The following is a 12,420-nucleotide window of genomic DNA, read 5'->3' as shown; positions in this document are numbered from 1 at the left end:
GGAACGGCTGAGGCAACCCTGGGTAAGAAATCGATGCGGGCCTGCTCCGATGATCGCTCAACGCGTCACTAGTGAACATGCAACTTGACAAGTTGGGAAGCCGCAGGTCGTTTCAGCATCGCCTCTGCATAGCTGCTCTCGCTGGGAGCACTGTAGACTCCGTTAGAGAAACCATAGGGCTCGGTGGGCTTGTTGAATAAAGCACGATTGAGCCGCTTGTTGCTATCCAAATCGTGATAGGCACCGATGGCGAATGTAGAGGGCAGACGACTGAGTTCCACCGCCCAGAAAACGAATCCTTCAACCGGCTGCAATGTTTTGTTCAGCAACGGGGTGGCTTCGCTACCAAACGCATCCGGTGAATCATAAATGGCCACGCGGATCGGTCCTTGGTCACTGGACTTGCTGGTACTGACCTGAATCACCATCGTACCAGGGGGCAAAACGGGGGTGCCGTCTTCATCGAACTTCATCATCGCAGGCCCCGCAGCATCGCCGTCCTGCAGCGGCTTGAAATCGGCAGGATCGCTCGGTTGATTGGGGGCGTTGATGACTGCGGACGACTGATCAGGCAGCGGCAACGCAGCCGGGGCATTGTCCTGAGTCGTCTCGGGCGGCGCGAAGGTGATTTGAACCAATCGAATCACAATGATGATCACGGCAAACAAGATCAGCAAACTCGCATGGCTCTCTTTCCAACGCTGCACCCACTTGCCTTGGGGCTCCGCATCGATGGGCGGCATCGAGGTCTCTGTCATGACAAGGGGCTCATTTCAATAGGGATCCACGAACACAAATTCGAATGGCAAATCGGCTTAACCGCCGACCGGCCCGTTCAGGTCGGCCCGTTCAGGTCGACCGATTTCGCAGCTTGATTGCTGGCAAGGTCCGAATCAATCGCCGGAAAACTTGGACGCGAGGAATCGAAGTTCAGTTCCAACTGTTCACCGCCCGCAGCGTTTCCAAATTCACGAAACATCAAACTGGCTTGGATATCGCGGCTATTTTGATACTTTCGACTGCCGGTTTCGCCACTTTGTCCCAACGCCTGGCAATAGCCAATCTGGCAGATCCGCATTCCAGAATAGATGCGAACAGGCTGCACGCAGTGCAATTCCAGCGTCCAGGTGCCACAGTATCCGTAATCGCCCATGCCTCCGCCGACTTTGACGAAAAGCCCCAACCGGCTTAGAGAACTGCGGCCCTGGATAAAGGGGATCAGATCACGCGTTTCGGTGTATTCCAAGGTACGGCCCAAGTACAGCACACCGGGCTGCAAGGTCAGCCCGTCGGGCGGGATCTCCAACCGCCGATAACGGTTTGGAATCGCAGCATCGAGAACGATCTCCTCGTAGACCAGCAACTCGTCATACAAGGACAAATTGTAGCCATTGGTTGTCAAGGATTGCTCGTCAAACGGATCCAGGACAATGGAACCGTCGGCAATCCGCGTTTGAATCTCGTCTTGGCAGAGAATCATTTTCATCCCAATCACGGAACAAACTAAGAAAAGGCCCCCAATACTGCCACCCAGCACCGCTGACCGCCCACTGAGGGTCCGGTCATTGTAGCAGACCTGCCAGACAGCGAAATCTGGGGACCGCAAGAAGAAGCCAGCAAATTCTGACCTCGAAAAGAAAGCCCGCTCGCAAAGGTGGGGAGAGCCTAACCTGATCAACGAGCAGAACTGGCAATCAACAGCATGTCGGTGAGTCGCCGCCCAGCGAGGGTAGGGCGCCGTGCTTGCTCGCACCGAATTACCGGGAATCACATCATTTCTGGGCATTGGTGCGTGCGAGCACGCACCCTACGAATGACCAACCGGCGCAAAGGGATTGGTGTTCTTGGCAGCTACTTCACGGCGACTTTTCCGCTGACATAGACCTTCATCGAATGACAAGGCATTTCGACGCTGCGATTGCTAGGTGGCATGGGACCATCGAGATCCGGGAAGATATCGTTGGGCGCATCGCCGGCGGTGTCCAAGAACAGGTTCCATTTCATTCCGCGTCCAATCGCAGGCAATTGCTGATGGCGATCTTCACCGGTGCTGTTAAACATCATCACCAGGTCACGCCCTTTGCCCGACGGATCTTCACTACGGCTCGGCGCCGCAATGTAGGCGACCATACTTAAATGGTGCTGACCCCAGTCCAGTGGATCCCCCTGATCGTTGTACCATGACATGTCACTGATCAGTCGTCCGTCAACGGGCTGGCCGGTCAGGAAGTCCAAGCGGCGAACGGAGGGTTGCTCACGACGAAACGCAATCAAGCTTTTGACGAATCGCAACAGATCCTGATTGCGTTCGACCAACCGCCAATCAAACCAGCTGATGTCATTGTCCTGACAGTAGGCGTTGTTATTGCCTTTCTGAGTGCGACGAATCTCATCGCCGCTAACCAGCATCGGGACACCCTGAGAAAGCAACAGTGTCGAAAGCATGTTGCGGATCTGGCGTGACCGAATGGTAGAGACACCTTTCTTGCGCGTCGGACCTTCCACACCATAGTTATCACTGATGTTGTGGTTGTCACCGTCACGGTTGTCTTCGCCGTTGGCTTGGTTGTGCTTTTCCTTGTAACTCACCAGGTCATTCATGGTAAAGCCATCATGACTGGTGACAAAGTTGATGCTACAAAATGGAGGACGGCCGGCGTGTTCATACAAATCACTGCTGCCGGCCAAGCGAGTCGCCAGGGCTCCCAAGGTTCCACCATCACCGCGCCAGAAACCTCGCACGTCGTCACGATAGCGACCGTTCCATTCAGCCCAGCGAGCACCGCCAAACGAGCCCACTTGATAGGCACCGGCGGCATCCCATGCTTCGGCGATGACTTTGGTATCAGCCAACATCGGGTCTTCGGCAATCAGTTCGACCATCGGTGGGTTCGGCACCAAATGACCGTTTCGGTCGCGCGACAAAATACTGGCCAAGTCAAATCGGAAGCCATCGACATGGTAGTTGTGAACCCAGTGTCGCAGACAGTGGAAAATCATCTCTCGAACAACGGGATGGTTTCCATTGATCGTGTTTCCACAACCGCTGTAATTGGTGTAGTGCTGGCCTTCGTGCAGCAGATAATAAACTTGGTTTTCAAGGCCTTTAAAGGACAGCGTTGGCCCCATTTCGTTGCCTTCACAGGTGTGATTAAACACCACGTCCAAGATCACTTCGATGCCCGCGGCATGAAGTGCTTTGACCATCTGCTTGAATTCTCTTACCTGAGCACCAGGGGTTTGGTCAAACGCATAGCCGCGGTGTGGCGAGAAGAACGCCATCGGATCGTAACCCCAGTAATTGGGATTCTTGATCGGCTTGCCATAGATGTCCAAAATGGGGAACTCATTGACCGGCATCAACTCGACAGCCGTGACACCAAGGTCCTTCAGATAAGGAATCTTCTCAATCACACCCAGGTAAGTCCCCGGGCACTTGACCTTTGCCGTTTTACTCTTGGTGAATCCACGAACGTGCATCTCGTAGATGACCGATTCACTGAGGTCGTGGCGAAGATGTCGATCGTCTTCCCAATCGAAGTCATCTTTGACGACCACACACTTCGGCGGCCGAACCACGCCATCGGTTGATTGCTGAAAGGTTCCCGCTAACGCTTGGGCGTAGGGATCAATCAACCTGGCTGAAGAATCAAAGCGTTGACCGCGAGCAGGATCCCAAGGACCACTGGCCTGGAAATGATACAGCTGGCCTGTCTTGAGCCCCGAAACACTCAGGCTCCAAACATCACCCCAGCGATCGGTATCGCGATCAAACTCGATCACCTCGGCCGGCTCCAAATCATTCACATCGTTGTACAACAACAACCGCATCGCGGTCGCTGAGCGACTGAATACAGAAAATTGGACCCCCGATTCCTGAACGATCGCACCATAAGGTGGCTGGTAGGTCAGTTGAAGGTTTCCGGTCGGTCGTCTCATAAGCATGTCGTGGGTATCTCCTGCAATCCAACGATAGGACACAATCTCCAGCCAGGATCACTCGCCACAAACGATTGCAGATGATGCAATCGCTTATCGGACAAAGTTCGCCCTCAATGAGCCTCTTGCTCACCAAAGTGGACTCAACCGGCGAGCCGAGTCAAACGCTTTGCCGCCGAGTGACTGCCGAGGTCACCGCCGACTGCATGACGTTTCTCTTTTGCGCACGCGTCGGAGATGAGGTCGCGCCAGCGACCAACCCTGGAAAGTGATCTGGAGTCTGTTGTGTTGGTACCCTACCACCTAGACACGACCGAGCGAGGAGCACCCAAAGGTGTTCGACGCATTCATCTCTATCGGACGATGCAACGTATCGGCTGGTGACGGATTGCGGATTTAACCTCTGGAACCGTTTGGTTAAACGAAAGGGATCAGCTAAAAAACTCAGCCGTTAGAGCTAAACTATTCTTAGCAGTCGTCAAAGTTTACGCTTATTTTAGGGAGTTTAGAGACAGTGAACCGCCATCGCGGCACAAGCTTCCTGGTGTCGGCCACCCCGCCACACCTTAAGCCGCTCTAATGGCGGCGATAGTCACAGACGGCTACCGAAAATCGCGAGAACCTGTCAAACTAAGTACCACGGCGCCGGTCGGTCGCTGCCCAGTTGCCTCTGGGCGTGACGGCCACGCGTTCCGCCGCGCTGCCAACCGGCTCGCCTCCCCATCCATCGCTTCACCACTGACCCAGCAACATGCCAGCTACATACAAAGACGCCGGAGTCGACTTGGACGTTTACGCCGAATCGATGCGTCGACTGCCAAAGCTCATGCACCGCACGTTTACTCCGCGAGTCATGCCCAGCGATGGTGGATTTGCCGGCCTGTTCCAACTGGATTTTGCCGGACCGCTGTTCGCGCGGAATTACAAACAGCCTGTCTTAGTCAGTGGAACCGACGGCGTTGGAACGAAACTCAAGATTGCCCAGCTGACCGGCAAACACGAAACCGTTGGAATCGACTTGGTCGCGATGTGCGTCAACGACTTGCTTTGCACCGGTGCCGAACCACTGTTCTTCCTAGATTACATCGCCATGGGCAAGGATGATCCCGCTCGACTGGAAAAAGTGGTCCAGGGCATCAGTGATGGTTGCGTTGACAGCGACATGTCGCTGCTGGGTGGCGAAACCGCCATCATGCCAGACATGTATGCGAACGACGATTACGACCTGGCGGGCTTCGCCGTCGGCGTGGTCGAGAAAAGCCGATTGATCGATGGCAAACAGATCGCTGACGGTGATGTCGTCATTGGATTGCCTTCGAGCGGACTGCACAGCAATGGCTATTCGCTGGTTCGCAAAATCATCGCGGACGCGAAACTCGACTGGGAGGATCGCCCCGATGCGCTCGGTGGCGAAACCTTGGCAGAGGCTTGCCTACGCCCAACAACGATTTATGTTTCCGCAGTCCGAAAAATCCAAACTCACTATCAGGTCAAGCAAGTCATTCACGGTTTGGCCCATATCACCGGTGGCGGACTGGAAGAAAACCTCGATCGCATCATGCCCAAACATCTCAATGCGGAAATCGATCCCACCACATGGACCGTGCCAACGATCTTTTCCATGCTGCAAGAACTGGGCAGCGTGCAAACCGCCGAGATGCGACGCGTGTTCAACATGGGCATCGGCATGACGATGGTGGTCAGCGAGTTCTACAGCAACGCGATCTGCACGCGTTTGAATGACGCCGGTATCGCCGCCAGCCCGATCGGAAAAATTGTTCCAGGTGAAGGCAAGGTCAGTTACGTTTAAGCCCAACACGGCCATCGAACCCAACCGACAACCGCAGCGACAACCCGCCGGCGCCACAGCCTCGTTTTTGCGGGATGAGCGTTTTGACGGCAATTGGTGCGTGCAAGCACGGCAACCGACGGGTTTGCCATCAGCCGTTTTGGCGTTAGCCACGGTTCCATCGGGCTTCAGAAGGAGCCACCGCGGCGGTGTGCACTACTCGTAATAGAAATTGATTGGCGCGTCGATGTCGGGATGCAAACTGGCATGCACGGGACACTTGCCAGCGGCGGTCTCTAAACGCGTTCGCATGTCAGCCTCTTCCACCGAGGCAGCGGGAATCCTGACCTGACAACGCAGCGCACCAATCCGCCGCACGGGCTTTTGGATCATTTCCTTTTCAACACTGACGGTCACCCCGTCAAGGTTTAGCTGATGACGCTCGGCCACCAAGCCCAGGATGGTCAAGATACAGGCTCCCAAACCCGTTGCGACTAAATCGGTGGGGGAGAACGACTGGCCCTGGCCACCATTATCCAGCGGCGCGTCGGTCACCAGCAGCTTGCCGCTGGGGCCGTGCGTTGCCTGACACGCCAAGGAGCCTTGGTACACCACATCAATCTGCACAGACATCGCAATCCTCTTTTATCGTTCTTCTGATTTGAGTGTCGTTTGCCGAGCAGTCGTTGCTCCGCTGCGTTCGCACCTCCGTGTGCGCTAGGGTCTTCTGGCCAGTCGTTATAAGTCAAGCGAGCGGACAAGGCCAGAGTATTGCCAGCGACGATGTCGGGCCAACTCCACAGGCTGGCTCGGCGAACCGGTTCATCACTGTTTCTTTTGATCAGCAAACGTGCTCCCCGAGGGCTAGCGATCGCTGCTGCCCCGAACAACCTGACTTGCCCGATCTCCGACCAAGCGGAAAATCTCGCTTTTTTCATTCTTGGCCAAGCGTCATGCGAAAGCACAATTCATAGTAATGAATGGCCACCCGTTTGACCGCTCAGCGCTGATGATCGTACACGCCCAGACCTAAGATCTCCGTAACCTGCCGGATTGACTTCAAGTTATGAACGCCGTCGATCCGATGGTCTGATGCGTTATGCGTGTTGTCCGTTACCGGCCCCTGACAGATTGGCCGTTTTAAGTGATCGCAAAGCTCAATCCGCAACTCAGTCACCGCCGAGTCCTGAAGGACGCAAGCGGTTGGTTCAATGGAACCGATCGATCGCCTACGGCCGAGCCATGGACTCACGGCCTGGTGCCAAAACAATTGGGCAGACCATGAACGTTCGAGCGATGCTCAGTCGCTCAAACGGAGATCGCAAACAGCGTGAGTCATCCACCTGGAGACGCTTCAATGCAACAGTCAAGTACCTCTCAGCCGGACGCGTCCTTCGCCGTCCAGGCTGACTCCCATCGGAACACGTCAGACCGAGAGAGCTCGCAAGAGACCGCAGTCATCAAACGCATCCGGTTTGCCTTTTCGACCAACCCCAAGGTCCGTGCATTCAGCGCTGGATTGCAAGTCAGTCTCGAAGGCTCGCGCATCGTGTTGCAAGGGCAAGCCCCTAGCGAAGCCGATCGCCAGTCATTGACCGCTCTGATTCGCCAAGCGGGCGTGCTGGGGCAGATTTGCAATCATGTTTTGGTTGGCTGAGCGAACCAAGCGTGAGGCCGCAGCGCTAGGCCTGTGCCAGTTGCTGTGCTTGCTGGCACAACTCCGCAGCCAATGCTTGGCTCTCGGCTTCAGCGATAAAGCGGACGATCGGCTCGGTGTTGCTGCCACGAACCAACAGCCAGCGATCCGGCCACGCCAATCGCAGCCCATCGCGGCGGTCGACTTCCGCATCGGGAAAGGCATCCTCTAAGCGGTTCAGAAGATCGGGCAGCCCATCGCTATCGAGTGTCGCCTGCTGTTTACAGATTTCTAAACGCGGCAACTCATCGGCCAACTGCGAAAGCGGTTTACCGGTTCGAACCATCAGGTCAAGCACTTGCGCCATCCCGACAAAACTATCGCGGACATAGCCCACGCGAGGATCGATCGGTCCACCATTGCCTTCGCCACCGTATGTCGCTTGAGAGGCGATCATCTGGTCGGCCACATTTGCCTCACCGACAGGACTGCGTAACGCTTTGACCCCGGCGGCGGCGGCCAGGCGTTCGCTCATGCCACTGGTCGCGCCGTTGATCACGATGGTGCCCTTGGTTTCAGGTTCTAAGAGTGCACGCTGGACGCAAAGAGCCAGGGTGTATTCTTCGCCGATGTAGCGTCCTTGCTCGTCAATCAACGCTAGGCGATCAGCATCGGGATCTTGGCAAAATCCCACCGCCGCTCCGCTGTCAATCACTTGCTGGCAAACGCCTTTCAAGTTTTCGGCGGTCGGCTCGGGAACATGATCAAACTGCCCATCGGGCGTTGCACCGAGCAGGGTGATCTGACACTTCAACGCTGATAATAGTTGTTGTCCCAACAGTGATCCGGCGCCATGATTGCTGTCGATCAGAACCGAAAACGTTGCTTTGGAAATGGCATCCACATCGACGGTTTTCAGCACGGCCTGCAAATGGCTGTGGTGCGGCTGGTCAACTTGTGTCACCTGTCCCAGTTGATCGAACCCAACCCAGGGCGCGACACCGTCTAGATACGCCTGTTTGATCTTCACGCCCGTCGCGGCATCCAAGACGCGACCATCGGGACCAAAGAGTTTGATGCCGTTGTAGGGAGGCGGATTGTGACTGGCAGAAATCTGGACGGCACCCGCCGCACCAAGTTGCTTGACCAAGACGCCCACCGTTGGAGTCGCCGCCACCTCTGTGTCCAAGCAGTCCCGTCCACAGGCGCGTAACGCCGCCGTGATACAATCCTTTAGCACCGGACCGCTGCTGCGCCCATCGCGGGCAACCACAATCGGGCCCGGCTCCAAGACCGACGCAAACGCAGCGACATAATTGCTGGCGACCTGCGGCGTCAGGCTTTGGCCAACGATCCCGCGCAAACCGCTGACACTAATGATTAACTTTGCTGACATGATTCTGATACCCACTGACAAATCTCAACCAACGCCCTCGCCCCCGGGCGCTAGCTGCTCGAAGGAAGGGCAGCGCACACCATTCGCACACAATATCTGGGAATAGTGAGGGCGTTTGGACCATTCAACCAAACTGTTGGGCATTCTGACCCATCGGTCGTTGCACGATCACTCCAAAAACTAATAGAATCCCATCCATTCCCCAGGACAAGGCCCCATCGACTGGCTCCATTGGACCGCCTGTCTTACCCTTCCAATGCCTTCGCACAATTGACTGAATTGCCGATGACACCTGCAGAAGCTACTCAAGCTGTTCGACAAGCCATCGAAGAAAAACGCCTCGTCCCTTCGGCGTTCGAAAACATTGAAGCTTGGCTGACCGAGGACCGTTATTCAGACTACCGCGACCAAGTCATCGCTCTGATTGCAGACGAACGCTGGCAAGAACTCGACGACGCGTTTTGGACCATCATCCCGTTTGGCACCGGCGGTCGTCGCGGTCAGATGTATCCGGTCGGATCCAACATGATCAATGACCGCACCATTGGCGAAAGCGCCCAAGGCTTGGCGGACTATGTCATTGAATACAACCAGGGCAAAGAATCGTTGTCCTGTGCGATCGCCTATGACACGCGACACCGCTCCAGGCACTTTGCCGAACTCTGTGCCGGCATCATGGCAGCAGCCGGAATTAAAGTCTACTTTCTAGATGATTACCGCGCCACACCACAGCTGTCATTCGCGGTTCGACACAAGGGCTGTGACTGTGGCATCATGGTCACCGCCAGCCACAACCCACCTAGTGATAACGCGGTGAAGGTGTACTGGTCCAGCGGAGCACAGGTGTTGCCGCCGCACGACAAGAACATCATCGATCGCGTGATGAATTGTCAGCAGATTCGCTCGATGCCCTTTGCAGAAGCCCAAGAGAAAGGCCTGGTCGAATTCATCACCGCAGAAATTGACGAAGCCTTCTTGGCTGCCGCCGGACCACAAGGCTTTGCCGGACCGAAGGACGTCAAGGTCCTGTACACACCACTGCATGGTGTGGGTGCCGAAGCCGTGATGCCGATGCTGAAACAAGATGGCTTCAACGACGTGAAGGTCTATGGTCCGCACGAAGAAAAAAGTGGCGACTTCCCCAATGTTCCCGGACATGTTTCCAATCCGGAGAACAAGCACATCTTTAAACAACCGATCAGCGAAGCACAGGCACAGGGCTACGACTTGATCCTGGCCACCGACCCAGATTGTGACCGCCTGGGTGTTGCTGCACCGGTGACTGCGGACACCAGTGGCCCCTGGACCACATTCACCGGCAATCAGATCGCAGCCTTGCTGACAGACTATGTGTTACGCAAACGAGCCGAAGCCGGCACGCTAAGCCCCGAGCACTACGTCATCAAAACACTGGTGACCACGAATTTAGTTCGCAGCATCAGCGAAGAGCATTCAGTCCGCTGTGTTGGCGACTTGCTGGTTGGATTCAAATTCATCGCCAAGGCGATGGACGCAAATGGCCCGGACCTGTTCGTCTTTGGCTGCGAAGAATCCCACGGCTACCTGGTTGGCCAGTATTGCCGCGACAAAGACGGAGCCGTCGCTTGCATGCTGCTGACCGAATTGGCCGCCGAACTGAAATCGAAGGGCGTCTCACTCGCCCAGCACCTTGAAAGCCTTTATCACAAACATGGCTATCACAAAGAGCACTTGCTTAACCTGTTCATGAAAGGCAGCGAAGGCATGGCCGCGATGACTCGACTGATGTCCGCCTTCCGCGAGTCGCCACCCTCGGAATTGGCCGGACTGAAGGTCGCTCAAGTACGTGATTACTTGAACAACGTCAGCACGGACACCGCCAGTGGACAGACGTCGCCGCTGGCCGGCCCAACAGGCAATCTGATCATTCTGGACTTGGCCGAAACGGGGAATTACGTCGCCGTGCGTCCCAGCGGCACCGAGCCGAAGATCAAGCTGTACATGTTCACCAAGCTCGATCAAGCCGCCTCGCAAGACCTGGACCAAGCCGAGCAAGTCCTGTCAGCAAGACTTGAAGGCCTGGAATCCGATATGGAAGCCTTCGCCGCTGCAAATCAGTAAGCCGCAAACCAGGAAGCTGTTCAAGCAATGCAGGCCGCCCCAGTGTCAAACCACTTGATACTGGGTGGTTGATTTTTTGCGAGCCACGCCGGTTTCGATCGCCGTCTGCGCGACGGCTCTGGCGACTTCCGGTGCCACACGGCGGTCGAACACACTGGGCACCACGTAATCATCGGTCAAATTCTCCGGCTCAATCACACTGGCGATCGCATCGGCTGCGGCCAGTTTCATGGCGCCATTGATTTCGCGAGCTCGCACGTCTAACACGCCGCGAAACAGACCGGGGAAACACAACACGTTGTTGATCTGATTGGGATAATCACTTCGTCCTGTCCCAATAATTCGCACATGAGGTGCGGCAATCGCGGGATTGATTTCCGGATTGGGATTGGCCAGTGCGAATACAATCGGATCCGCTGCCATGCTGGCAACGTCTTCGGCTTTCAGGACGTCAGCGGCACTGACACCGATAAAGACGTCTTTATCTTGAATCACCTGGGAGAGCTCACCAGCCTCGTTGCCTTGATTGGTGTTCGCAACGATCCACTGCTTGGCTGGTTCGCCACTCAGATCGGTGCAGTGGTGGCCCAAGGCTCCATCGCGATCGCAGACAACGATCTTCTTCGCACCAGCATCTAACAGCAGGCGCGTGATGGCCGTGCCAGCGGCACCGGGGCCATTGATCAAGATTTTGACGTCCTCGATGGATTTTTTCACGCAGTGCAAGGCATTCTTCAGCGCCGCCAACACCACGATCGCCGTCCCATGTTGATCATCATGGAAGACAGGAATCTCCAGTTCTTGCTCCAAACGTTCTTCGATTTCAATGCAGCGCGGTGCTGAGATGTCTTCCAAATTGATGCCACCAAAGGTGGGTGCAATTCGCTTGACGGTCTGAATGATCTCTTCGGTGTCCTGTGTCGCCAGAACGATCGGAAACGCATCCACGCCGGCAAATTCCTTGAACAACATTGCCTTGCCCTCCATCACGGGCATGGCTGCCTCGGGGCCAATGTTTCCCAGTCCCAAGACGGCACTGCCGTCACTAACGACGGCCACCATGTTTTTACGAATCGTCAGCGCGAACGAGGAGTCGGGGTCTTGATGAATGGACTGACACACGCGAGCGACCCCGGGCGTGTAAGCCATTGACAAGTCATCGCGCGTCTTCAATGGGGTTTTCGAATTGACTTCGATTTTGCCGCCCAAGTGCATCAGAAAGACGCGGTCGGAGACATGCATGATCGTGATGCCGTCGATCTTGGCGATCTCCGTCACGATCTGCTGGCCGTGGTCGACGGTCGAGCAATTGACGGTGATGTCTCGTGTGATCTGCCCTTCGGTCACTCCGACAATGTCGACCGCACCGATGAACCCGTGGGCCGATCCGATCGCAGTGGTGATTTTCCCCAACAACCCAGGGCTGTCGTGATAGCGCAAACGCACAGTGATGGCGTACGACGGGCTTTGCTGATGCATGACGATGTTTCCCAGGAACATGAATTCATGACGCAGGGAAACCATGGCCGATTCCAATGGCCAACAACACTCGCTCCCCAC

The 12,420-nt window shown here is 55.8% G+C and carries 10 protein-coding genes; 4 read left to right on the top strand and 6 right to left on the bottom strand.

Annotation, left to right across the window (positions count from 1 at the left end):
* Positions 1 to 68: 68 nt before the first annotated feature.
* The 3 genes from SV7mr_RS06905 to glgX all read right to left on the bottom strand — a co-directional run bounded on the left by SV7mr_RS06905 (position 69) and on the right by glgX (position 3,945).
* Complete coding sequence (locus tag SV7mr_RS06905; protein WP_145270463.1) at positions 69 to 758, bottom strand: DUF2141 domain-containing protein; 690 nt, start codon at positions 756 to 758, stop codon at positions 69 to 71.
* 77 nt (positions 759 to 835) lie between these two features.
* Complete coding sequence (locus tag SV7mr_RS06900; RefSeq protein ID WP_145270461.1) at positions 836 to 1,486, bottom strand: dCTP deaminase; 651 nt, start codon at positions 1,484 to 1,486, stop codon at positions 836 to 838.
* A gap of 365 nt (positions 1,487 to 1,851) precedes the next feature.
* On the bottom strand, positions 1,852 to 3,945 hold the full coding sequence (glgX, locus tag SV7mr_RS06895; protein ID WP_145270459.1) for a glycogen debranching protein GlgX: 2,094 nt from the start codon (positions 3,943 to 3,945) through the stop codon (positions 1,852 to 1,854).
* 110 nt (positions 3,946 to 4,055) lie between these two features.
* Here glgX and SV7mr_RS25165 point away from each other — a divergent pair, with 110 nt between their 5' ends.
* Together SV7mr_RS25165 and purM are read left to right on the top strand one after the other, a co-directional pair.
* Positions 4,056 to 4,211, top strand: a complete 156-nt coding sequence (locus SV7mr_RS25165; protein WP_419188200.1) for a hypothetical protein — start codon at positions 4,056 to 4,058, stop codon at positions 4,209 to 4,211.
* A gap of 479 nt (positions 4,212 to 4,690) precedes the next feature.
* A complete protein-coding gene (gene purM, locus SV7mr_RS06890; RefSeq protein WP_145270457.1) occupies positions 4,691 to 5,749 on the top strand; it encodes a phosphoribosylformylglycinamidine cyclo-ligase in 1,059 nt (352 codons plus the stop codon).
* A gap of 195 nt (positions 5,750 to 5,944) precedes the next feature.
* Here purM and SV7mr_RS06885 read toward each other — a convergent pair whose 3' ends face one another.
* Positions 5,945 to 6,361, bottom strand: a complete 417-nt coding sequence (locus tag SV7mr_RS06885; protein ID WP_145270455.1) for an OsmC family protein — start codon at positions 6,359 to 6,361, stop codon at positions 5,945 to 5,947.
* 724 nt (positions 6,362 to 7,085) lie between these two features.
* On the opposite strand from SV7mr_RS06885, the gene SV7mr_RS06880 reads away from it, so the two are divergent.
* Positions 7,086 to 7,385, top strand: coding sequence for a hypothetical protein (locus SV7mr_RS06880; RefSeq protein WP_145270453.1), 300 nt, complete (start codon positions 7,086 to 7,088; stop codon positions 7,383 to 7,385).
* A gap of 25 nt (positions 7,386 to 7,410) precedes the next feature.
* On the opposite strand, the gene glmM is transcribed toward SV7mr_RS06880, so the two are convergent.
* Positions 7,411 to 8,760 (bottom strand): phosphoglucosamine mutase, encoded by a 1,350-nt coding sequence (glmM, locus tag SV7mr_RS06875; protein ID WP_145270451.1) that lies wholly within the window; start codon positions 8,758 to 8,760, stop codon positions 7,411 to 7,413.
* A 285-nt stretch (positions 8,761 to 9,045) separates the two neighbouring features.
* Between glmM and SV7mr_RS06870 the strand changes: the two genes are divergently transcribed.
* Positions 9,046 to 10,860: a phospho-sugar mutase gene (locus SV7mr_RS06870; protein WP_145270449.1), complete on the top strand. Its 1,815-nt coding sequence runs from the start codon at positions 9,046 to 9,048 to the stop codon at positions 10,858 to 10,860.
* Between the two features lie 45 nt (positions 10,861 to 10,905).
* Here the strand turns inward: SV7mr_RS06870 and SV7mr_RS06865 are convergent, their stop codons facing one another.
* Positions 10,906 to 12,339, bottom strand: coding sequence for an NAD-dependent malic enzyme (locus SV7mr_RS06865; RefSeq protein ID WP_145278154.1), 1,434 nt, complete (start codon positions 12,337 to 12,339; stop codon positions 10,906 to 10,908).
* Positions 12,340 to 12,420: the final 81 nt, after the last annotated feature.

Source organism: Stieleria bergensis (assembly GCA_007745635.1).
GTDB classification, from domain to species: Bacteria; Planctomycetota; Planctomycetia; order Pirellulales; family Pirellulaceae; genus Stieleria; species Stieleria bergensis.
Note: the sequence above shows the minus strand (reverse complement) of the source record. Positions and strands in the feature narration are given on the sequence as shown.

What these genes read in the sequence shown, in the direction of transcription:
- SV7mr_RS06870 (WP_145270449.1), top strand. Translation starts at nt 9,046, where the DNA reads ATGACACCTGCAGAAGCTACTCAAGCTGTTCGACAAGCCATCGAAGAA.
- glgX (WP_145270459.1), bottom strand. Translation starts at nt 3,945, where the DNA reads ATGCTTATGAGACGACCGACCGGAAACCTTCAACTGACCTACCAGCCA.
- SV7mr_RS06880 (WP_145270453.1), top strand. Translation starts at nt 7,086, where the DNA reads ATGCAACAGTCAAGTACCTCTCAGCCGGACGCGTCCTTCGCCGTCCAG.
- SV7mr_RS06905 (WP_145270463.1), bottom strand. Translation starts at nt 758, where the DNA reads ATGACAGAGACCTCGATGCCGCCCATCGATGCGGAGCCCCAAGGCAAG.
- SV7mr_RS06900 (WP_145270461.1), bottom strand. Translation starts at nt 1,486, where the DNA reads ATGAAAATGATTCTCTGCCAAGACGAGATTCAAACGCGGATTGCCGAC.
- SV7mr_RS06865 (WP_145278154.1), bottom strand. Translation starts at nt 12,339, where the DNA reads ATGCATCAGCAAAGCCCGTCGTACGCCATCACTGTGCGTTTGCGCTAT.
- purM (WP_145270457.1), top strand. Translation starts at nt 4,691, where the DNA reads ATGCCAGCTACATACAAAGACGCCGGAGTCGACTTGGACGTTTACGCC.
- SV7mr_RS25165 (WP_419188200.1), top strand. Translation starts at nt 4,056, where the DNA reads ATGAGCCTCTTGCTCACCAAAGTGGACTCAACCGGCGAGCCGAGTCAA.
- SV7mr_RS06885 (WP_145270455.1), bottom strand. Translation starts at nt 6,361, where the DNA reads ATGTCTGTGCAGATTGATGTGGTGTACCAAGGCTCCTTGGCGTGTCAG.
- glmM (WP_145270451.1), bottom strand. Translation starts at nt 8,760, where the DNA reads ATGTCAGCAAAGTTAATCATTAGTGTCAGCGGTTTGCGCGGGATCGTT.